Origin of the sequence: Nocardioides sp. (assembly GCF_964228225.1) — a bacterium.
Taxonomy (GTDB): Bacteria; Actinomycetota; Actinomycetes; order Propionibacteriales; family Nocardioidaceae; genus Nocardioides.
In genome coordinates, this window is sequence record NZ_CAXQZB010000046.1 from 1 (window position 1) to 21,592 (window position 21,592).

The 21,592-nt window shown below is 74.4% G+C and carries 19 protein-coding genes and 1 riboswitch; of the genes, 14 read left to right on the forward strand and 5 right to left on the reverse strand.

The features are described from left to right. The 13 genes from ACERUJ_RS10270 to gcvP form a co-directional block, all read left to right on the forward strand. Window positions 1-1,390 (forward strand): sulfatase (locus tag ACERUJ_RS10270; RefSeq protein WP_370248426.1); only part of this gene is annotated, 1,390 nt, incomplete at its 5' end. Between the two features lie 151 nt (window positions 1,391-1,541). After that, window positions 1,542-2,891 carry a hemolysin family protein gene (locus ACERUJ_RS10275; RefSeq protein ID WP_370248427.1) on the forward strand — a complete coding sequence of 450 codons (1,350 nt, stop codon included), beginning with the start codon at window positions 1,542-1,544 and terminating at the stop codon, window positions 2,889-2,891. Beyond that, the gene (locus ACERUJ_RS10280; RefSeq protein ID WP_370248428.1) at window positions 2,888-3,964 is read left to right on the forward strand and encodes a hemolysin family protein; all 1,077 of its coding nucleotides are present in this window, start codon (window positions 2,888-2,890) and stop codon (window positions 3,962-3,964) included. The genes ACERUJ_RS10275 and ACERUJ_RS10280 overlap by 4 nt, the downstream gene beginning before the upstream one ends. A 30-nt stretch (window positions 3,965-3,994) precedes the next feature. After that, the gene (locus ACERUJ_RS10285) at window positions 3,995-4,603 is read left to right on the forward strand and encodes a CDP-alcohol phosphatidyltransferase family protein (RefSeq protein ID WP_370248429.1); all 609 of its coding nucleotides are present in this window, start codon (window positions 3,995-3,997) and stop codon (window positions 4,601-4,603) included. Next, window positions 4,603-5,505, forward strand: a complete 903-nt coding sequence (locus ACERUJ_RS10290) for a DUF881 domain-containing protein (protein ID WP_370248430.1) — start codon at window positions 4,603-4,605, stop codon at window positions 5,503-5,505. Before ACERUJ_RS10285 ends, ACERUJ_RS10290 begins: the two co-directional genes overlap by 1 nt. Beyond that, window positions 5,502-5,834: a small basic family protein gene (locus ACERUJ_RS10295; protein ID WP_370248431.1), complete on the forward strand. Its 333-nt coding sequence runs from the start codon at window positions 5,502-5,504 to the stop codon at window positions 5,832-5,834. Before ACERUJ_RS10290 ends, ACERUJ_RS10295 begins: the two co-directional genes overlap by 4 nt. Window positions 5,835-5,839: 5 nt before the next feature. Further along, entirely contained in the window at window positions 5,840-6,601 is a 762-nt protein-coding gene (locus tag ACERUJ_RS10300; RefSeq protein WP_370248432.1) for a DUF881 domain-containing protein, read from the forward strand. 127 nt (window positions 6,602-6,728) lie between these two features. Beyond that, window positions 6,729-7,115 (forward strand): glycine cleavage system protein GcvH, encoded by a 387-nt coding sequence (gcvH, locus tag ACERUJ_RS10305; protein WP_370248433.1) that lies wholly within the window; start codon window positions 6,729-6,731, stop codon window positions 7,113-7,115. Window positions 7,116-7,231: 116 nt separating this feature from the next. Continuing rightward, a complete protein-coding gene (locus tag ACERUJ_RS10310; RefSeq protein ID WP_370248434.1) occupies window positions 7,232-7,786 on the forward strand; it encodes an FHA domain-containing protein in 555 nt (184 codons plus the stop codon). A 3-nt stretch (window positions 7,787-7,789) separates the two neighbouring features. Then, window positions 7,790-8,524: a MerR family transcriptional regulator gene (locus ACERUJ_RS10315; protein WP_370248435.1), complete on the forward strand. Its 735-nt coding sequence runs from the start codon at window positions 7,790-7,792 to the stop codon at window positions 8,522-8,524. Window positions 8,525-8,555: 31 nt separating this feature from the next. Further along, the gene (locus ACERUJ_RS10320; protein WP_370248436.1) at window positions 8,556-9,020 is read left to right on the forward strand and encodes a bifunctional nuclease family protein; all 465 of its coding nucleotides are present in this window, start codon (window positions 8,556-8,558) and stop codon (window positions 9,018-9,020) included. 174 nt (window positions 9,021-9,194) lie between these two features. Beyond that, window positions 9,195-9,791: a MerR family transcriptional regulator gene (locus tag ACERUJ_RS10325; RefSeq protein WP_370248618.1), complete on the forward strand. Its 597-nt coding sequence runs from the start codon at window positions 9,195-9,197 to the stop codon at window positions 9,789-9,791. A gap of 23 nt (window positions 9,792-9,814) precedes the next feature. Then, window positions 9,815-9,917, forward strand: a riboswitch (glycine riboswitch). A 75-nt stretch (window positions 9,918-9,992) separates the two neighbouring features. Continuing rightward, window positions 9,993-12,878 (forward strand): aminomethyl-transferring glycine dehydrogenase, encoded by a 2,886-nt coding sequence (gene gcvP / locus ACERUJ_RS10330; RefSeq protein ID WP_370248437.1) that lies wholly within the window; start codon window positions 9,993-9,995, stop codon window positions 12,876-12,878. 10 nt (window positions 12,879-12,888) lie between these two features. On the opposite strand, the gene ACERUJ_RS10335 is transcribed toward gcvP, so the two are convergent. From ACERUJ_RS10335 to ACERUJ_RS10345, 3 genes are read right to left on the reverse strand one after another with little or no spacing between them, the layout of a single operon-like run. After that, window positions 12,889-13,542 (reverse strand): hypothetical protein, encoded by a 654-nt coding sequence (locus ACERUJ_RS10335; protein WP_370248438.1) that lies wholly within the window; start codon window positions 13,540-13,542, stop codon window positions 12,889-12,891. Window positions 13,543-13,590: 48 nt separating this feature from the next. Beyond that, entirely contained in the window at window positions 13,591-14,985 is a 1,395-nt protein-coding gene (locus ACERUJ_RS10340) for a metallopeptidase TldD-related protein (RefSeq protein WP_370248439.1), read from the reverse strand. After that, entirely contained in the window at window positions 14,985-16,511 is a 1,527-nt protein-coding gene (locus ACERUJ_RS10345) for a TldD/PmbA family protein (RefSeq protein WP_370248440.1), read from the reverse strand. Before ACERUJ_RS10345 ends, ACERUJ_RS10340 begins: the two co-directional genes overlap by 1 nt. Window positions 16,512-16,571: 60 nt before the next feature. On the opposite strand from ACERUJ_RS10345, the gene ACERUJ_RS10350 reads away from it, so the two are divergent. Continuing rightward, window positions 16,572-17,279 carry a sulfotransferase gene (locus tag ACERUJ_RS10350; protein WP_370248441.1) on the forward strand — a complete coding sequence of 236 codons (708 nt, stop codon included), beginning with the start codon at window positions 16,572-16,574 and terminating at the stop codon, window positions 17,277-17,279. Between the two features lie 21 nt (window positions 17,280-17,300). Here ACERUJ_RS10350 and ACERUJ_RS10355 read toward each other — a convergent pair whose 3' ends face one another. Together ACERUJ_RS10355 and ACERUJ_RS10360 are read right to left on the reverse strand one after the other, a co-directional pair. Further along, window positions 17,301-20,414, reverse strand: coding sequence for an AAA family ATPase (locus ACERUJ_RS10355; protein ID WP_370248442.1), 3,114 nt, complete (start codon window positions 20,412-20,414; stop codon window positions 17,301-17,303). Continuing rightward, window positions 20,411-21,571: an exonuclease SbcCD subunit D gene (locus ACERUJ_RS10360; RefSeq protein WP_370248443.1), complete on the reverse strand. Its 1,161-nt coding sequence runs from the start codon at window positions 21,569-21,571 to the stop codon at window positions 20,411-20,413. Before ACERUJ_RS10360 ends, ACERUJ_RS10355 begins: the two co-directional genes overlap by 4 nt. Window positions 21,572-21,592 lie beyond the last annotated feature (21 nt).

Genomic DNA, 21,592 nt, shown 5'->3' on the forward strand with positions numbered 1-21,592 from the left:
CGTCGGAGCGGCCGCCCGGGCGGCCGCGCGGCCCCACATCGGCCGGATCACCACCGACGACATGACGGTGAGCGACCTGGCCTGGATGCCGACGACGCGCCGACTCCTCGGCGAGGCCGGCGTCACCTTCCAGCGCGCGCTCTCGCCGCACCCGCTGTGCTGCCCCGCCCGTGCGGCGATCCTCACCGGCCAGTACGCCCAGAACAACGGCGTCACCTCCAACCAGGCGCCGTTCAACTACGCCGCCCTGCACGAGGAGACCGCCCTGCCGGTGTGGCTCTCCCGGGCGGGCTACCGCACCGGTTTCACCGGCAAGTACCTCAACGGTTTCGGCACGAAGGGGCCGCGCCAGCCGGGCTGGGACTACTGGGACCCCACGATGATCGGCCAGTACGCCTACACCCCGTTCCAGATGTACAACAACGGCCGGCGCACCTGGTACCGCGGCATCAACAACGTCGACTACATCAACCGCAAGGTCGTCGACCTCGTCGAGGACTTCGCCGGCACCCGGCCGTTCTTCCTCTGGGCCTCGCAGGTCGCCCCGCACGGGCGCGTCGACCCCGCCAACGGCTACCCCTCCAGCGCGGTGGCCGTGCCGCCGCAGCGCTACCGGCGCGCGTTCGCCAACGTGCCGTCGCCGTCGCTGCGCGACCCGGGCTACCTCAGCGACGACGTGTCGGACAACAACGAGCTCGTCCAGTCCAAGAACCGGCCCGGCGCGGCGAAGATCAACGAGATCTTCCGCTCCCGGATCCGCAGCCTGCAGGCGGTCGACGACGGCGTCGCGATGCTGATCGCGGCCCTGCAGCGCACCGGTGAGCTCGAGGACACCTACATCTTCTTCACCAGCGACAACGGCTTCCTGGTGGGGGAGCACCACCTGGTCACCAAGAACGTGCCCTACCGCCAGTCCATCCGCGTGCCGCTGCTCGTGCGCGGCCCCGGGGTGCCGGCCGGCGAGGTGCGTGACCAGCGGGCGCTGATGATCGACCTCGCCCCGACCTTCGCCGACCTCAGCGGGGCCACCCCGCTGGTGCAGCAGGACGGCGTGTCGCTGGTGCCGACCCTCGAGGACGACGCCCCGCTGCGCCAGACCGTGCTCATCCAGGCCGGGCAGTCCAAGCAGACCGACGACGGCGGCACCGGCTGGTGGTGGCGCGGCGTCACCACCGAGCGCTACACCTACGCCCACTTCAACGGCGAGGACCTCGACGAGCTCTACGACCACGCGGTCGATCCGGCCGAGAACCACAACCTCGCCGACGACCCGCGCTACGCCGGGGTGCTGGCCGAGCTCCAGCGCCGCACGCAGGCCCTGCTCTCGTGCGCCGGCATCGAGGTGTGCAGCCGCGACTTCGGCCCCGAGCCGCTGCCCAGCGGCGACTGACGACGGCGCCGCTAGGCTGAGGCCGCCCGCCCCCGACCTTCCCGAAGGACCTGCACCGCCCTATGGACGGCTCCCCAGAACCGAGCCCGGACCCGAGCCCACATCCGAGCCCGGATCCGGGCCCCGCTCCGTCGCCCCGAGGTGACGGCGCGTGACGGCCTGGCTGCTGCTGGCGCTCGCCCTCGGCCTCGTGCTGCTCTGCGGGGTCTTCGTGGCCGCGGAGTTCTCCTTCGTCACCGTCGACCGCGCCCAGGTGGAGCGGGCGGCGGCCGAGGGTGACGCCCGGGCGGAGGGCGTGCAGCACGCGCTCCGGTCGCTGTCCACCCAGCTCTCGGGGGCCCAGGTCGGGATCACCGTCACCAACCTCGGGATCGGCTTCCTGGCCGAGCCGGCGATCGCCGAGCTGCTCCGCGATCCGCTGCGGGGGGCCGGCGTGCCCGCCGGCGGGGTCGCGCCGATCGCCCTCGCGACCGGCCTGGTGCTCTCCACGGTGCTGACGATGATCTTCGGCGAGCTGGTGCCCAAGAACATCGCGATCGCGGTGCCGCTCGCCACGGCCCGCGCCACCCAGGCGCCCATGCGGCTGTTCACCGCCGCGATGGCGCTGCCGATCCGGGTGCTCAACGGCTCGGCCAACGCACTCGTGCGCCGGCTCGGGGTCGAGCCCCAGGAGGAGCTGCGCTCGGCCCGGAGCGCGAGCGAGCTGTCCTCGCTCATCCAGCGCTCGGCCGACGTCGGCACCCTCGACGCCGACACCGCCGAGCTGATGGAGCGTTCGGTGGAGTTCGGCACGCGCACCGCCGGGGAGATCATGACCCCGCGGGTGCGCACCCGCGCGCTGCACCTCAACGACCGCGCCACCGCGGTGATCGAGCTGGCCCGGCACTCCGGCCACTCCCGCTTCCCCGTGCTTGACGACGACGACGCCGTGGTCGGCACCGTGCACGTCAAGGCCGCCGTGGCCCTGCCCGTGCACGAGCGCAGCACGACCAAGGTGCGTCACCTGATGGTGAAGCCGATCGTCGTGCCCGACTCGCTGCGGCTGGACCCGCTGCTGGCGCTGCTGCGCGCCGACGGGTTCCAGATGGCCATCGTGCTCGACGAGTACGGCGGCCAGGCCGGCATCGTGACCCTCGAGGACGTCGTGGAGGAGATCGTCGGCGACATCGCCGACGAGCACGACCGGCTCGGCGCCCGCGCCCGTGAGCGTGCCGACGGGTCGTGGTCGCTGTCGGGCCTGCTGCGTCCCGACGAGGTCGCCGACCTCACCGGCGTCGACCTGCCCGAGAGCGAGGACTACGACACCGTCGCCGGCCTGGTGCTCAAGGTGCTCGGTCGCATCCCGGTGGCCGGCGACCTCGCCGAGGGCGAGGTGCCCGACGCGACCGAGCACGACCCCGGCCGGACCCGGCTCGCGGTGCTGTCGGTCGAGCACATGGACGGCCTGCGGATCGACCGGCTCGCGCTGCGCCTGCCCCGCACCCCCGAGGAGGAGCGGTGAGCGACACCGCCGCCCTGCCGCTGGCCGCCGTCCTGCTGGCCCTCAACGCCTTCTTCGTCGGCGCCGAGTTCGCGCTGATCTCCGCGCGCCGCAGCCAGATCGAGCCCCGCGCGCAGGCCGGGTCCCGGATGGCCCGCACCACGCTGCGGGCGATGGAGAACGTCTCGGTGATGATGGCCGGCGCGCAGTTCGGCATCACCGTCTGCTCCCTCGGCCTCGGTGCCGTGGCCGAGCCGGCCCTCGCCCACCTGCTCGAACCCGGCTTCGAGCGCCTCGGGGTCGCGGAGGGCCTGGTGCACCCGGTGGCGTTCACGCTGGCGCTGCTGGTCGTGGTCTCGCTGCACGTGGTGCTGGGGGAGATGGTGCCCAAGAACATCGCGATCGCGGGCCCCGAGCGGGCGGCGCTGGTGCTCGGCCCGCTCCTGCTCGCGGTGGTCTACGTCCTGCGCCCGGTGATCCTGGTGCTCAACGCCCTGGCCAACGCCGTGCTGCGCACGCTGCGCATCGAACCGCGTGACGAGGTCTCCTCCTCCTTCACCCGCGAGGAGGTCGCCGCCCTGGTGGAGGAGTCGCGGGGCGAGGGCCTGCTCGAGGAGCAGGAGTACGACCGGCTCGCCGGCGCCCTGGGCTTCACCGAGAAGACCGCCGCCGCGGTCGTGCTGCCGCGCGCCGACCTCACCACCGTGCGACTCGGCGTCACCACGCCCTCGGACGTGGAGGCCCTGGTCGCCGCGACCGGCTTCTCCCGGTTCCCGGTGGTCGACCGCGACGGCGGCGACCTGGTCGGCTACCTCCACCTCAAGGACGTGCTGGAGCCGGACGGGGAGAAGCGCGAGACGCCGATCCCCGCACGGCTGCTGCGCCCGCTGGTCTCGGTGCTCGACACGACCCTGCTGCACGACGCGCTGGAGGTGCTGCAGCGCGGTGGCGCCCACATGGCCCGCGTGGTGACCCGTGAGGGGGTGACCGCGGGCGTGGTGACGCTCGAGGACGTCATCGAGGAGCTGGTCGGGGAGATCCGCGACGCCGCCCACCACGACCAGTCCGACGCCGGCGCGCCGGGTCGGGGCTGATCGCGGGGTGTCGATGGTTAGGGTGGCGGCGTGACCGACGCCCTGACGCCCGCCGACGGCGCCCGCGTCTGGACCCTGCCGAACCTGCTCAGCGGGCTGCGGCTGCTCGGGGTGCCGCTGTTCCTCTACCTCGTGCTCGGCCCCGAGGCCGACGCCGCCGCGCTCGCGGTGCTGGTGGTCTCGGGCGTCACGGACTTCCTCGACGGCTACCTCGCCCGCCGCCTGGACCAGCAGTCGGCGCTGGGGCAGGTGCTCGACCCCGTCGCGGACCGGCTCTACATCCTGGCCGTCGTCGTGGGCCTGGCGATGCGCGACGTCATCCCGTGGTGGCTCGCGGTCTCCCTGCCGCTGCGCGACGCGCTGATGTGGGGCCTGGTGCCGCTGCTGCGCACCCGCGGGTACAGCTCGCTCCCGGTGCACTTCCTCGGCAAGGCGGCCACGTTCAACCTGCTCTACGCCTTCCCGCTGCTGCTGCTCGGTGACGGTGACGGCACCGTCGCCACCCTGGCCCAGGTGTTCGGCTGGGCGTTCGCCTTCTGGGGCGTCGGGCTGTACTGGTGGGCGGGCATCCTCTACGCCTGGCAGGTCCGACGCCTGCTGCAGACCATGCCCCGCCTGCCCGCCTCCGCCACAGGCTGATGGGCGTCCTCCCGCGCCGGCCCGCACGGCGTCCCCCGGCCGCCGACGGCGGCTCGAGCGCCGACCTGCGGGCGCGGCTGCCGCTGCTGGTGCTGCTGTCCCAGCAGGCGCTGGAGGAGGACTACCTCGCCGCCGCCCGCCGCCGCGCCTCCGGTGCGGCGCCGCGGCCCCCGGGGCGGGCCCAGCGCACCGCGGCGGTGGTGGTGGCGGTCTTCGGGATCATGGCCGCCACCGCGTTCGTGCAGACCCGCTCCAACGCCGACATCGCCGACGAGAGCCGGGCCACGCTGATCTCCCGGATCGAGTCGCAGCGCGAGCGGGTGGCCCGCCAGCAGGAGCGCCTGGCCACGCTGCGCGCCCGCACCGGTGCGCTGGAGCAGCAGAACCGCGACCTCGGCGACACCGAGCAGGAGGCCTCCCTGCAGGTCGTGCGCCTCGGCGTCCAGACCGGCTTCGCCGCGGCCCGCGGTGAGGGCGTCCGCATCGAGGTCCTCGACCCGCCGGGGCCCGCGGGGGAGGGCTCCCTGCTCGACTCCGACCTCGCGCTCGCGGTCAACGGCCTGTGGGAGGCCGGTGCGGAGGCGATCGCCGTCAACGGCAACCGGCTCTCGACCCGCTCCGCGGTCCGCAGCAGCGGGCAGGCGATCCAGGTCAACACCGTCGGGATCTCGTCCCCGTTCGTGATCGAGGCCATCGGCGACACCGCCACGCTCGGCGCTCGCCTGTTCGAGACCAGTTCCGGCCTCGCGTTCCTCGGGCGCGTGGAGGGCTTCGGGCTGGAATACTCCGTCGAGAACGTCTCCGACCTCCGCCTGCCGGCCACGCCGCCCACCCTGCGCACCCTGCGCTCGGCCTCGGTCGCGCCGCAGGACCGCACCGACCCGGAAGGATCCGCCCCGTGATCGCCGCTCTCGGCCTGCTCGTCGGCGTCGTGCTCGGGCTGGTGCTGCAGCCCGACGTGCCGCTCGCCCTCGAGCCGTACCTGCCGATCGCCGTGGTGGCCGCCCTCGATGCGACCTTCGGCGGTCTGCGCGCCTATCTCGACGGTATCTTCGATGACAAGGTCTTCGTGGTCTCCTTCAGCAGCAACGTCGTCATCGCGGCGGGGATCGTCTACCTCGGCGACCAGCTCGGCGTCGGCGGTCAGCTGTCCACCGGCGTCATCGTCGTGCTCGGCATCCGGATCTTCTCCAACGCCGCCGCCATCCGCCGTCACCTCTTCCACGCGTGAGCGCCATGAGCGAGCCCGACGAGCACGAGCACCACGGGCAGGAGGGGCACGAGGGCCCCGAGCACCGCGCGCCCGAGGGTCCCGGCGCGGGGCGGCGCCGCCAGGTGGTGGTGGCGGTGCTGCTGGCGCTGCTGGGCTTCGCGGTGGTCGCCCAGATCCAGAACGCCGGCGCGCAGTCCTCCTACGCCGGCCTGCGCGAACAGGACCTCATCGACATCCTCCAGGGCCTGGCGGGCACCACGCAGCGCACCCAGGACGAGATCGAGCAGCTCACCGCCACCCGCGACGCCCTGCGCTCGGAGTCCTCGCGACGACGGGCGGCGCTCGACCAGGCCGCGCAGGAGCTCGACGACCTCAACGTGCTGGCCGGTCTGGTGCCGGTCACCGGTCCCGGGATCCGGGTCACGATCTCCGAGCCGTCCGGCGGAGAGGTCTCGGTCGGCTCGATGCTCGACACCATCCAGGAGCTCCGGTCGGTCGAGGCCGAGGCCATCCAGATCAACGGCTCGGTGCGCGTGGTGGCCAGCACCTCGATCGAGGAGGGACCCACCGGTCTGCTGGTCGACGGCCTCCAGCTCAGCGCGCCCTACGTCGTGGAGGCCATCGGCGTGCCGAGCACGCTCGCCGGTGCCATGAGCTTCCCGCTCGGCCCCCGCAGCCAGCTGGAGTCCGACGGCGCCGTGGTGGAGGTCGAGGAGCTGCAGAGTCTCGACATCTCCACCGTCCGGCAGCCCCAGCGCAGCCGGTACGCCGAACCGGCGGGCTGACCGGGAGGGGGCACTCGGCACGGCGGCCCCTCGGGCAGTAGCCTCCGCAGGAGACGTCGCACCGGAGCCCGCGCCACACCCGCGCGCCGGCCGGGGCGGGAGACGCAACATCGGGACGGGAGTCAGCGTGTATCCGGAGGACCTGAAGTACACCAGCGAGCACGAGTGGGTGCGCCGCGAGGGCGAGCACGCCGGTGCCGTGCGGATCGGCATCACCGACTTCGCCCAGGACGCGCTCGGCGACATCGTCTACGTCTCGCTGCCCGAGGTGGGGGAGCAGGTCGAGGCCGGCGCCACCTGCGGGACGCTGGAGTCGACCAAGTCGGTGAGCGACGTCTACGCGCCGATCTCGGGGGAGGTCGTGGCCCGCAACGAGACCCTCGACGCCACCCCCGAGCTGGTCAACAGCGACCCCTACGGCGCGGGCTGGCTGTTCGAGGTCGTGCCGGCCGACGCGGGGCAGGTCGACGGGCTGCTCGACGTGGCCGACTACACCGCGACCATCGAGGCCTGACTCTCCTGCCGCGGCGGGGCGCGGCTGGTAGGTTCGGCCCCACGCCGACCTCAACCCTGTCGTGAGGGTTGAGGAGCGTGACGGAACCGATCGAGACGAGACGGAGGGTGGGCGCGATGCCGTTCTGCACCGCCTGTGGCCGGCAGAATCCGGACGACGCCAACTTCTGCGCCCAGTGCGGCACCCGCCTGGTGGCCCTCGGCGCCGAGCCCGGTGCCCAGACCACCTCCACGATGCAGATCGGGCAGATCGGGCAGCTCTCCCAGGTGACGCAGGCCGGGCTCCGCCCCGGCCAGGACCCCACCGAGACCTCCGACCGCGCGCTCACCGCCGTCGACGCCGCGGCGGTCGACGCGCTCCCGGTCGGCCACGCGCTGCTGGTGGTGCAGAAGGGCCCCGGCGCGGGCAGCCGCTTCCTGCTCGACACCGACGTCGTCAACGCCGGGCGCCACCCCGAGAGCGAGATCTTCCTCGACGACGTCACCGTCTCGCGGCGCCACGCGGTGTTCCGCCGGCAGGGCGACACCTTCACCGTCGAGGACGCCGGCAGCCTCAACGGGACCTACGTCAACCGCGACCGGATCGAGACCACCTCGCTGCGCGACAGCGACGAGGTGCAGATCGGCAAGTACCGCCTGGTGTTCTTCGCCGGCCACGAGGACCGCGGCTGAGCCGTGGGCGCCGCTGCTGAGGGCGCACCGGAGAGCACCCGCTGGGGGATCGGCCAGGTGCTCGACCTGCTGCGCGAGGACTTCCCGTCGATCACGATCCCCAAGATCCGCTTCCTCGAGGACAAGGGCCTGATCAAGCCCGAGCGCACCCCGTCGGGCTACCGCAAGTTCGCCCCGCACGACGTCGAGCGGCTGCGGTACGTGCTCACGATGCAGCGCGACCACTACCTGCCGCTGAAGGTCATCGGCGAGCACCTCGACGCTCTCGACCGCGGGCTCGCCCCGCCGCCGATCGAGCCCACCCTGCCCACGGTGCCCGCGGCGGTGCTGGAGGCCGACGGCACGCCGAGCCCCGAGGAGTTCAGCCGCCGCGACCAGATCCGGCTCAGCCGGCGCGAGCTGGTCAAGCTGGCCGAGATCGACGAGGCGATGCTGGCCGAGCTGGAGCAGTTCGGCCTCGTCTCGCCCCGCACCGGCACGAACCACTACGACACCGAGGCGCTGATCATCGCGACCACCGCGCGCGAGCTCGCCGCGTTCGGCCTGGAGCCGCGTCACCTGCGCGGGTTCCGCGCCGCCGCCGACCGCGAGGTGGGTCTGGTGCGGCAGGTGGTGGCGCCGCTGCAGCGCACCCACGACGCCGGCGCCCAGGAGCACGCCGAGGACGTCACCGCCCGGCTGGCGGCGCTCTCGGTGCGCCTGCACGCGACGCTGGTGAAGGCCGGGCTGCGCCGCTGAGGCCGTCGCGCCCCCGGAGTAGGGTGGCGGTGTGCGCGAAGTCGATGTGATGGGTGTCCGTGTCGAGATGCCCTCCAACCAGCCGATCGTGCTGCTGCGGGAGGTCGAGGGCGACCGCTACCTCCCGATCTGGATCGGTGCGGTGGAGGCCACCGCGATCGCCTTCGCCCAGCAGGGCGTCGTGCCGCCGCGGCCCCTCACCCACGACCTCTTGCGCGACGTCCTCGACGCGACCGGCCACCCGCTCACCGAGGTGCGCATCACCGAGGTCCGCGACGGCGTCTTCTTCGCCACCCTGGTGCTCGGCTCGGGCGTCGAGGTCAGCGCCCGCCCCTCCGACTCCATCGCCCTGGCCCTGCGCACGGGCAGCCGGATCGTGTGCGCGGAGTCGGTGCTGGACGAGGCGGGCCTCGCGGTGCCCGCCGAGGAGGAGGACGAGGTCGAGAAGTTCCGCGAGTTCCTCGACCAGGTCACGCCCGAGGACTTCGAGAGCTGAAGTCTCAACCTCAGGTTGAGGGTGCGACACGCCGCCGGGTTCTTTGACCCTCCCTGTGACGGGGCCTACGGTGAGGTCACCTCGTCGTCGCCCCTCGTCGCCGGTCCCCGGCCGCGGCTCCCTTCCCTGGGGTTACCCTCGACGGAGTAGATCACCGGAGGAATCGTGAACGAGCTGACGCCCCACGCCGAGCAGGACGTCCCGCAGGACGACGCCGTGCGTGCCACGGAGAAGGCCGCGGAGCAGGGACTGCTCTTCACCGACGACGTCTCGCCGCTGCCCAGCGACCGCGGCTACCGCGGGCCGACGGCGTGCAACGCGGCCGGCATCACCTACCGCCAGCTCGACTACTGGGCGCGCACCGGCCTGATCGAGCCCGAGGTGCGTGGCGCCAAGGGCTCGGGCAGCCAGCGGCTCTACTCCTTCCGCGACATCCTCATCCTCAAGGTCATCAAGCGCCTGCTCGACGCCGGCATCTCGCTGCAGCAGATCCGGGTCGCCGTGGCCCACCTCCGGGAGCGGGGCACCGACGACCTCACCACCGTCACCCTGATGAGCGACGGCGCCTCGGTCTACGAGTGCACCTCCAACGACGAGGTCATCGACCTCCTCCAGGGCGGGCAGGGCGTGTTCGGCATCGCCATCGGCGGGGTCTGGCGCGAGATCGAGGGCACGCTGGCCCAGCTCCCCAGCGAGCGCGCCGACGAGCCCGCCGCCCCCTCGGCCGGCGACGAGCTGGCCGCGCGCCGCGCCGCCCGCAAGATCGGCTGACGCGCTAGGCTCGGTCACGCTGTCGATCCCACGTGGGAGAGTCCGGGCTCCGCACCGCGGGGCACCCGGCGCCGAAGGGGCAATTCCTCCCCGGAACCTCTCAGGCACCCGGACCACGTGGAGCAGGCACCTGTGGAGCCCGACGACGGGTGACAGAGGGGGAGGACGAGTCGACGCGTCCCCCGAGCCAGGAGCCCTGCCGTGACCCACGCCCCCCACCCGCGTCCCGAGCGTCCCTCCGGGGGAGCGGCGCCCTTCGCCGACCGTCACCTCGGCCTGCGCGAGGACGACGTCGCGAAGATGCTCGCCGCCCTCGGCCACGACAGCCTCGAGTCGCTCATGGACGCCGCCGTGCCGGCCGCGATCCGCAGCACCGCCCCGCTGTCCCTGCCGCCGGCCACCGGCGAGCGCGAGGTCGCCGCGATGCTGCGCGAGCTGGCCGGACGCAACACCCCCGGCCAGCCGATGATCGGCCTGGGCTACCACGCGACCTTCACCCCGCCCGTGATCCGGCGCAACGTGCTGGAGGACCCCTCCTGGTACACCGCCTACACCCCCTACCAGCCCGAGATCTCCCAGGGCCGGCTGGAGGCGCTGCTGAACTTCCAGACCATGGTGGGCGACCTCGTGGGCCTCCCGACGGCCAACGCCTCGCTGCTCGACGAGGGCACCGCCGCCGCGGAGGCCATGACCCTGGTGCGCCGTGCCGTGCGCAAGGCCGAGGGTCCCTTCGTCGTCGACGCCGACGCGCTGCCCCAGACCATCGAGGTGGTGCGCACCCGCGCGGAGGCGATGGCGATCGAGGTCGTCGTGGCCGACCTCGACCGGGTGGCGGACCTGCCCGCGGGGCCGTGGTCCGGGCTGCTGGTGCAGTACCCCGGTGCGAGCGGGGCCGTGCGGGATCCCCGACCGCTCATCGAGGCCGCCCACGAGCGCGGCGGTCTGGCCGTCGTGGCCGCCGACCTGCTGGCCCTCACCCTGCTGGAGTCCCCGGGCGCGTGCGGCGCCGACGTCGTCGTCGGGTCGACCCAGCGCTTCGGGGTCCCGCTCTTCTACGGCGGCCCCCACGCCGGGTTCATGGCCGTGCGGGCCGGGCTGGAGCGGCACCTGCCCGGCCGGTTGGTCGGCGTCTCGGTCGATGCCGAGGGCCGCCCGGCCTACCGTCTGGCGCTGCAGACCCGCGAGCAGCACATCCGCCGCGACAAGGCGACGTCCAACATCTGCACCGCCCAGGTGCTGCTGGCCGTCGTGGCCTCGATGTACGCCGTGTACCACGGTCCCGAGGGGCTGCGGGCGATCGCGCAGCAGGTGCACGAGGAGGCCGCGGGCCTCGCCGCCGACCTGCGCGGGGCCGGGGTCGAGGTCGTGCACGCGCACGCCTTCGACACCGTCCTGACCCGGGTGCCGGGACGGGCCGCCGACGTCGTGGCGGCGGCGCGCCAGGGCGGCGTGCACGTGCGCCACGTCGACGCCGACCACGTCGCCTTCAGCGTGGGGGAGACCTTCGACGACGCCGCCCGCGCGGCGCTCCTCGCCGCGTTCGGCGTGCCGGCCGACACACCGGCCGCCGCGGGGGCCGCGGCGGGCGTCGCGCTCCCGGAGGGGCTGACGCGCACGACGCCGTACCTGACCCACCCGGTCTTCCACGAGCACCGCTCCGAGACGCAGCTGCTGCGCTACCTCGCCCGGCTCTCGAACCGCGACTACGCGCTGGACCGCGGCATGATCCCGCTCGGCTCGTGCACGATGAAGCTCAACGCCACCACCGAGATGGAGCCGGTGTCCTACCCCGGGTTCGCCGAGCTGCACCCGTTCGTGCCCGCGGCCGACGCCGACGGCTACCGACAGCTGGTCGAGGAGCTGGAGGGCTGGCTGGCCGAGGTCACCGGCTACGACCGCGTCTCGATCCAGCCCAACGCCGGGTCGCAGGGCGAGCTCGCGGGCCTGCTCGCGATCCGCGGCTACCACCGCAGCCGCGGTGACGCGCAGCGTGACGTGTGCCTGATCCCGAGCTCGGCGCACGGCACCAACGCCGCCTCCGCGGTGATGGCCGGGATGCGCGTGGTGGTGGTCGGCTCGGCCGCCGACGGCACGGTGGACCTGGACGACCTGCGCGCCAAGTGCGCCGAGCACGCCGACCGGTTGGCGGCGATCATGGTCACCTATCCCTCCACCCACGGCGTCTACGAGGCGGCGATCACCGAGCTGTGCGAGGTCGTGCACGCCCACGGCGGCCAGGTCTACATCGACGGCGCCAACTTCAACGCCCTGCTGGGCTACGCCAAGCCCGGCGAGTTCGGGGGCGACGTCTCCCACCTGAACCTGCACAAGACCTTCTGCATCCCCCACGGCGGCGGCGGCCCCGGCGTCGGTCCGGTGGCCGTGCGCGCCCACCTCGCTCCGTTCCTGCCGACCCACGCCCAGCACCCGGAGGCCGGGCGGCGCGAGGGCATCGGCCCGATCTCGGCAGCCCCCTACGGCTCGGCCGGCATCCTGCCGATCTCGTGGGCCTACATCCGACTGATGGGGGCCGAGGGGCTGACCCGCGCGACCGCGCTCGCCGTGCTGTCGGCCAACTACGTCGCCCACCGCCTCGACGCCGCCTTCCCGGTGCTGCACCGCGGCGAGGGCGGACTCGTGGCCCACGAGTGCATCCTGGACCTGCGCGCGCTGGCCAAGGAGACCGGCGTCAGCGTCGACGACGTCGCCAAGCGCCTCATCGACTACGGCTTCCACGCCCCGACCATGTCCTTCCCCGTGGCCGGCACCCTGATGGTCGAGCCGACGGAGTCGGAGGACCTCGCCGAGATCGACCGGTTCTGCGACGCGATGCTGGCGATCCGGGCCGAGATCGCCCGGGTCGAGGCGGGGGAGTGGGCGCCGGAGGAGTCGCCGCTGCGGCGGGCGCCGCACACCACCCGGGCGCTGGTCGGCGACTGGGACCGTCCGTACCCGCGCGAGGTCGGGGCGTTCCCCACCGGCCTCGACCCCGACAAGGACTGGCCGCCCGTGGCACGGATCGACCAGGCCTACGGCGACCGCAACCTCGTGTGCTCCTGCCCCTCCCCGGAGGCGTTCGCGGAGTAGGACCCGCCCGTCAGCGGGCGGGGCGCACCTCGCCGTGGCCGACGTCGGCCGCACCGTCGCCGTCGCGCACGACCGCGGCCCAGTACACGGCACCGGCCGGCACGCGCACCGACACGGTCCGGCGCCCCGCCACGCGGGCGCCGCCGCGGGGCCGGTCGGTGCTGCCGGTGCCCCAGCGGAACGTCGCGACGCGCTCGTTGGGGTTGGTGACCAGCAGCCGGCGCGGATCGCGCGGTGCGCGACGGACCACGAGGTCGCGCAGCGCCGTGATGCGCAGGGTGACCGTCGAGAGCTCCCCGACGGTGCTCTGCGGCGGGCACGCGCGGTAGCGGAACGTGACGGTGCCTGAGGCGCCGTCCCGGGTCTCGATGAGGATCCGACGCGGGTCCGTGCCCCGCGTGCCGGCCGCGACCTTGCCCGCGGCCGCGCCGCTCAGCAGCACCTCGCAGACGTGGAGCACCTGCCCGGCGCCGTCGTCGTTGGCCAGCACCTTCAGGCTGCGCCGCGAGGCGTCGAAGACGCGGTAGGCGTCGGGGGACACCAGGGCGCGCGCCCCCACCGCGGCGGGTGCGACGGCGTCCGCCGGTGCGGCCGCGGCGGGAGCAGTCAGCAGCGGCGCGAGGAGGGCGAGCAGCGTGAGGACGGGTCGGATCGGGGCGGGCACGGGCGTCATGGTCTCAGACGCCGACCGGTTCCCCGGGCAGCACGGGCGTCACAGGGCCTGCGAGACCGTCGACATGTGGAAGTCGGGGATGCGCAGCGCCGGCGTCGCGGTGCGGGAGAAGTAGTCGTCGCCCCACTCCCGGCTGAAGCTCGGCACCGTGGCCGAGGCGTGGCTGAAGCGCTGCAGCAGCTCGAGGGGACGCTCGTTGAACCGGAAGTTGTTCGCCATGCCGACGATCTCGCCGTCGCGCACCACGTACACGCCGTCGCGGGTCAGCCCGGTGAGCAGCAGCTGCTGACGGTCGACCTCGCGGATGTACCACAGGCAGGTCAGCAGCAGACCGTCCTCGACGCCCGCGACGAGGTCCTCGATCCCCCCGGTGGCGCCGGCGACCTCCAGCACGAGGTTGTCGACGGCCGGGCCGACGGGCAGGCCGAGGAGGTCGGCGCTGTGCCGGGTGGTGATGAGGCGCTCGAGCACGCCGTCGGCGATCCAGTCGGTGCGCTCCAGCGGCAGCCCGTTGTCGAACACCGAGGAGGAGGGCCCGGAGGTGGCGGCGGTGGCGAACGGCTGGCACCCGAGCAGCGGATGGGCCGGGTCGGACCACAGCCCGACTCCGGGACGGGCGATCTGCTCGCCGACCCGGGTGCCGACACCGGAGCGGGAGTAGACCGACTGGCCGTCGGCGGCGTCGCGGGCTCCGGCCGCCCAGTAGGCGTCGATCATCAGGTCGGCCACGGCGCTCGGGGGCAGGATCGTGTCGTAGCGTCCGGCCGGCAGGTCGAGGCGGCGTGCGCCCCAGCCGATGCGGCGCTCGATCTCGGCGTCGAGGGCGGCGGCGTCGACGTCGGTGAAGTCGCGGGTCGCCCCGCCCACCCAGCAGCTGGTGGTCAGAGCGGCGTCCTTGCCGGTGCAACCGTAGTGACCGGTGGGCTGCACGTGGCGCAACCGCAACCCCGAGCTGGAGCCGAGGTAGAGGGTGGTGACCTCGTGGTTCACGAACCCGTAGAGGATCCGGCCCCCGGCGCGGGCCCGGGAGAACGCCTCGCCCAGGCCCGGGGCGAGGTCGTCGTAGACGTGGACGTCGGTGGGCTCGGGCGCCAGGTGCCAGTCGGGGGCGGCGTCGGTGGCGCCGACCAGGGGCCGCTCGTCCTCGGCGGGGGCGGCGGCCCGCGCCGCGGCGTCGGCGGCCGCGACGAGGTCGAGCACGCCGGGGGTGTCGGTGGCGGTGCCGCTCACCGACCCCACCCCGCGCCCGCCGTCGACCTCGGTGAGGGCGACCACGGTGACGTGCACCCGGTGCATGACGCCGTTGGTGGTCAGGGTGTTGTTGGCCCAGCGCAGGTTCGCCGAGGTGGTGTCGCGCACCATCACGACGCAGTCGGTGGAGGTCGAGGCCGCCAGGGCGCGCTCGACGAGCGTCTGCGGATCCAGCACCGACATCACAGGCCTCCCTCGGAGCGGGTGTTGAGCACGTTGACCCCGCGGAACAGCGAGGTCGGGCAGCCGTGGCTGACGGCCGCGACCTGACCCGGCTGGGCCTTGCCGCAGTTGAACGCCCCGCCGAGCACCCAGGTGTCGGGGCCGCCGACGGCCTCCAGGGAGCCCCAGAAGTCGGTGGTCGTGGCCTGGTAGGCCACGTCGCGCACCTGGCCGCGCAGCTCGCCGTCGCGGATCCGGAAGAACCGCTGGCCGGTGAACTGGAAGTTGAACCGCTGCATGTCGATCGACCAGCTCTTGTCGCCCACGACGTAGAGCCCGTCCTCGACCCGCGCGATCAGGTCGGTGGTGGAGGCGGGGTCGGGACCGTGGTCCGGCTCGAGGGAGACGTTGGCCATCCGCTGGATCTGCAGGTGGCCCGGCGAGTCGGCGTAGGCGCAGCCGTTGGAGCGGCCGTCGTTGAGCTCGGGCAGCATCGCCGCCATCGGCCGGTCGAGCTGATAGCCCACCAGCACGCCGTCGCGCACGATGTCCCAGCGCTGGGTGGCCACCCCCTCGTCGTCGTAGCCGATCGTGGCCAGGCCGTGCTCGATCGTGCGGTCGCCGGTGACGTGCATGACCGGGCTGCCGTAGCGCAGGGTGCCGAGCAGGCCGGGGGTGGCGAAGGACGTGCCGGCGTAGTTGGCCTCGTAGCCCAGCGCCCGGTCGAGCTCGGTGGCATGGCCGATCGACTCGTGGATCGTGAGCCACAGGTTGCTGGGGTGGATCACCAGGTCGGTGGGTCCGGCTTGCACCGAGGGCGCCTTGAGCTTCTCGGCCAGGAGCTCGGGCACCTCGTCCAGCTCGGCGTCCCAGTCCCAGGCGCCGTCCTGCGCGGACCCGACGACGTACTCCCATCCGCGGCCCACGGGCGGGGCGATCGAGGACATCGAGTCGACCGTGTCGGCGCTGGAGCCCATCGCCTCGAAGCCCGGTTCGAGCCGCACCCGCTGCTGGGTGGTGCGGGTGCCCGCGGTGTCGGCGTAGTACTTGTTCTCCTGCACCTGCAGCAGCCAGGCGCGGGCGTGGTCGACCGCCGCGCCGCGGCGCAGCCGCTCGGTCCAGTCGATGAGCACCGCGGCCTTGTCGGCCACCGCGACCTCCCACGGGTCGCGTCGGTAGGAGCTGACCCACGTGACGTCGTCGTGCACCGGCTCGGGGGCCAGCTCGACCTCGCGGGTCGTCATCCGGGCGGCGACCTCGGCGACCGCGATCGCCCGTTCGGCCACCGCGACGGCCTCGGCGACGGTGGGCACGACGCCGGCCGCGAAACCCCAGGCGCCGCGGTGCACGACCCGGACCGCGAAGCCGAGGTCCTCGGTGTCGCCGGCACCCTGCAGTACGCCGTCGCGCACCGAGAGCTGCTGGGAGCGCACCCGCTCGAAGCGGAAGTCGGCGTGCGACGCCCCCAGCGAGCGCGCCCGTTCGAGGGCGGCGTCCCCCAGCGCCCGGTAGGGGAGGGCGAGGAACGTGGGATCCAGACCACTCATGCCCGGCAACCTACCCCGCCCGCGACGCTCCACGCGGGGGGAGGCACTAGGGTCGCCGCCATGGGAAGTACGGCGGCACCCGGTCCGGCCTGGGTCGGCATCGGCGCTCAGCGCAGCGGCACGACCTGGCTCACCGACCTCATCACCCAGCACCCGCAGGTGGGGCTGGGCACCAACGGCAAGAAGGAGCAGCACCTGCTCCACAAGGTCGGGGACGGTCGTGTCGAGGCCGCGGACTACCTGGCGCTCTTCCCCCGCGAGGACGGCGTGCTGCGCGGTGACTGGACCCCGCAGTACCTGCGGCACGCCTCCACGCCCGCGGCGCTGGCGCGGCTGCTGCCGGAGGTGCCGGTGTTCGTGGTGCTGCGCGACCCCGTGGAGCGGTTCCGGTCGGCGATGCGGCTGGCCGCCACCCGCGGCAAGTCGTGGCCCTACCCGGTGCCGATCACGGTGCAGACATGGACGGGCATGTACGCCGACCAGCTGGACATGTGGGCGGCGGCCGTCGGTCGCGAGCGGATGCACGTGATGGTCTTCGAGCAGGTGCGCACCGACCCCGCGGGCACGCTGGGCGCGATGTGGGCCCGGCTCGGTCTCGACCCGGTGCCCCTCGTCGACGTCGACCAGGAGTCGACGTCGAGCTCGCAGGCCGACTGGGACTGGACGCCGGGGCTCCAGGAATCCCTGCGGGTGCTCTACGCCCCGCAGGTCGCGCGGCTGCGCGAGGACTGGGGCCTGGACGTCTCGGGCTGGCGCTCGTTCGCCTGACCGGCCGCTGCTGCGCAGGCCCTACAGCCGGACGCTGAGGGTGGACCCGTGGCGTGCCTTGTGCACGACCAGCTGGGTGGTGATGCGCTCGCGCATCTCCCCGACGTGACTCACCACCCCCACGACCCGCCCGCCGTCGCGCAGGGTGTCGAGGGTGTCGAGCACGTCGTCGAGGGTGTCGGCGTCGAGTGAGCCGAAGCCCTCGTCGACGAACAGGGTGTCCAGGCGCGCACCGCCCGCCTCGTCGGAGATGACGTCGGCCAGGCCGAGGGCCAGGGCGAGGCTCACGACGAACGTCTCCCCGCCCGAGAGGGTCGCGGGATCGCGGGTCTCGCCCGACCAGTCGTCGCGCACCGCCAGGGTGAGGCCGCCTCGGGTGTCGCCCGCCCCGCGCTCGGCGAGGTGCAGCAGGTGGTAGCGGCGATCACTCATGCCGGCCAGCCGCTCGTTGGCGGCCGCCACCACCTGGCTGAGCCGGTGGGCCAGGACGTAGGCCGAGAGCCGCATCCGGGCGCGGTTGTCGCTCGACCGGCCCTCCACGAAGGCGGCCAGGTGGGTGACGGCGGCCAGCCGCTGCGCGAGCGGGGTGTAGCGGTCCAGGATCGTGGCGAGCTCGGCCTCGTGGACCGCCAGACGCTCGGCGGTGTGCGCGGCCGCCCGATGGGCGGCATGGGCCGTCCGGGCCGCCTCGAGCGCCACGGCGTGCGCCTGCTCGGCGTCGGCGAGCTTCGGGGGTGCTGCCGGGAGGCCGTCCTCGGGAAGGTCCTCGAGACGGGCCGCGAGGGAGGCCCGGCGCTGCTCGACCTCGGTGACCCGGCGCTCCAGCTCCGCCACCTCCGCGGGGGGCAGGGCGGCGGCCGCCGCCTCGACGGCGTCGGCGAACCCGGCGTCGGTGACGGCCCGCTCGGCCTGCCGGCGGGCCTCCTCCTCGCGCTCGGCCGCCGCGGTGAGCGCGCGCTGCGCGGCAGCCAGGGCCCCGAGGGTGGCGGCAACGGTCTCGAGTGCCGCGCGCAGGCGCGCGGCCTCATCCCTGTCCGGGACCGTGTCCGGGACCGTGGCCGGTCCCGAGAGCGGTGAGGAGGCGGTGAGGTCGGCCAGCTCGAACAGGCCGAGCTGGTCGGCGGCGTCGTGGGCCGGCGGCGACGGCGCCGCGGTCGGGGCCTCGGGAGCACCGAGCAGGTGCCGGAGCTCACCGCCGAGCCCGGTGAGGGTCGCAGCGTGCGCGTCGACGGCGGCCTCGGCGGCGGCGTGGCGCTGGCGGCACTGCTGCAGCGCGTGCTGGGCCGACTCGAGCTCGGCGGCGGCGTGCTCGGGGAGCGCGGCGGGCCGGTCGGGACCGTCGTCGAGGTCCGCCAGGGCGCGCAGCGCCTCGCGCCGGGCGGCCGCCACGAGGTCGAGCAGCTCACCGGGCGTGGCCGGCGGCAGCGGTGCGTCGTGCCCGGCGCTCGCCTCGCGGGCGAGGTCGCCCTCGAGACCGCCCAGCAGACGCTCCAGCCGGGGCGTCACCCCCTGCTCGCCCTCGCGGGCCACCAGCAGCGCGCTCTCGGCGTCGGCGACCGCCGCGCGCGCGAGCCGCTCGGCGGCGGCGTCGGGGGCGTCGGCGGCGCGGCCGGCGGGTTCGGGGTGCTCCCGCGAGCCGCAGACCGGGCAGCACCCGCCGACGGCGAGACCGACGGCGAGCTCGGCCGCCATCCCGGTCAGGCGGGCCTCCTGCAGCTGCAGCAGGTGGTCCTTGCTGCGGACGAGCACCTCCTGCGCGGTGAGCACCTGGGTGCGGGCCAGCTCCAGCTCCTGGAGCAGGGCGGACCAGGCCGTGGCGACCTCCGCCCGCTGCTCCCATCGCGCGAGCCGCTCCCGCACCTCCCAGCGGGCGCGGACGGCCGCCAACGTGCGGTCGGCCCGGGCGGCCCGGTCGGTGGCGGCGTCGAGTGCGTCCTGCGAGGCCGACCGCTCCGCGTGTGCGGTGAGCGCGAGCTCGTGGGCGCGCTCGAGGCGCGTGAGCACCTCCACCACGGAACGGGTCGTGCCGAGCAGGGACTCGACCTCGGCGAGGCGGGAGGGGAGCGCGCCCAGGGGCGTGTCGGCGGGGAGCGCGTCCAGCGCCGCGCGGCCGTGCTCCCGTGCGGTGACGACGTCGGCCTGCGCGGCCGCCAGGGCGAGCGCGGCGTCGGCGTGCGCGTCGAGCCAGGCCGGCACCGGTGCCGCGCGCCGCGCCGGGGCGAGTCGGGCCAGGGCCGCGGCGTGGTCGGCGGAGGCGGCGTCGAGCTCGGCCTGCTCGGCCAGCGCCCCCTGCCAGCGTTGCCACCGCTGGGTGTCCTCGCGCCGACGCACGACCTCGTGGCGGGCGGCCTCCTCGGCGCGGGTGGTGAGGTCGAGCCGCTCCGCGGTGTCGGCGGCCTCGGCCTCGGCCCCGCGCCGCAGATCGGCGGCCCACGCCGCGCGGACGGCCAGGTCGTCGGGCACGGGGGCGGCCGCGCTCTCGCTCACCCGGCTGGAGAGGTCGTCGACCTCCGCCCGCAGGGCGGCCTCCTCGCGGCCGAGCGCGCGCCGGTGCTCGCGCAGCCAGGTCTCGAGGTGGTCGAACCGCTCGGTGCGGAAGACCCGGGCCAGCACCTGGTGACGCTCGTCGGCGCGCGCCCGCAGGAACTGCTGGAACCGGCCCTGCGGGAGCATCGCGATCTGGGTGAACTGACTGAGCGTGAGGCCGAGGACGTCGCCGAGGAGGTCGGCCGCCTCGTCGATGCGACTGCTGCGCGGCGTCCAGGCGCCGTCGACGAGCTCGGTGAGCACCACCCGCGCCTGCTCCGGGGTGGTGCCGGTGCCGCGCTTCTTGGGCCGCGCCCAGGCCGGGGAGCGCTCGATCCGGAACCGACGCCCCCCGAGGGTGGCCTCCAGCACGACCCGCGGCACCGCGCTCGGGGCGGCGTGGTCGCAGCGCAGCCGCTTGGCCGTGGCGCGGTCGCCGGGGACGTCGCCGAACAGTGCGAAGCACACGGCGTCGAGGACGCTGGTCTTGCCGGCGCCGGTGGGCCCGGTGAGCAGGAACAGCCCGGCCGCGCTGAGGGCGTCGAGGTCGATCTCGACGGGCTCGGCGAAGGGCCCGAACGCCTCGATGCGCAGCTGGTGCAGCCTCATCGGCCCGCCTCCGCCGCCGCCGTGCAGCACGCGTCGACGGCCTCCTGGAGCAGCGCCACCTCGGCGTCGGTGGCGGGGGCGCCGCGCAGCGCCTCGACGAACTCGGTGGCGATCTCGAGGTCGCCCCGCCCACGCGCGGGGGCACCGGGCGGTGCGCCGATCGGGGCGGCCGTGGACTCGAACCGCAGGACCAGGGCGTGGGGGAAGCGGCCGCGCAGCCGCTCCATCGCCTGGGAGGGGCGGACGACGTCGGTGAGGGTGGCCTCCACCCAGGCGCCGGTGGCGGGCTCGTGCTCGGCGGCGGTGAGCAGCTCCTCCAACGTGCCGCGCAGCCGGGCCAGCGGGCGTGGCACGGGAGCCGGCACGAACCGGGCCTCGGTGACGCCGTCGGCGCCGAGGTCGACGAGCCAGGAGCCCTTGGTCTGCTCGCTCTCGCTGAAGCTGTAGGCCAGCGGCGAGCCGCTGTAGCGCAGGTGGGGGGCGAGGGTGTGCGCGCCGTGGAGATGGCCCAGCGCCACGTAGTGCAGGTCGTCGAACAGGGTGGTGGGCACGCGTGCGACGCCGCCGACGCTGATGTCGCGCTCGGACTCGCTGGGGGCGGCGCCGGCCACGAAGGCGTGCGCCATCACGACGGCACGAGTGCCGTCGGGGCGCTCGGCCAGGTCGGCCCGCACGCGCCGCAGCGCCTCGCCGAGCACCGCCTCGTGGCTGCGGCTCGCCGGGCCCTCCAATCCGTAGAGCGGGGCGACGAGGCTGGGCTCGAGGTAGGGCAGGCCGTACACCGCGACGGTGCCGTGCTCGTCGGCCAGCAGCACCGGGGCGCCGACGTCGGCGGGGTCGGTGCGCAGGTGCACCCCGGCGGCGTCGATGAGCCGGGAGCTGAAGCCCAGCCGCAGCGCGGAGTCGTGGTTGCCGCTGGTGAGCACGACCCGGGCCCGGGAGGCGGCCAGCCGCACGAGGGCGTCGTCGAACAGGGCCACGGCGTCGACGGGCGGCAGCGCCCGGTCGTAGACGTCGCCGGAGACGACGACGAGGTCGACGTCCTCCGACTCCACGACCTCGAGGAGGTGGTCGAGGAAGGCGGCCTGGTGGGCGAGCATGCCCTCCCGGTGGAACGACCGACCCAGGTGCCAGTCGGAGGTGTGCAGCAGCCGCATGACCCCGACGGTAGGGGGGAG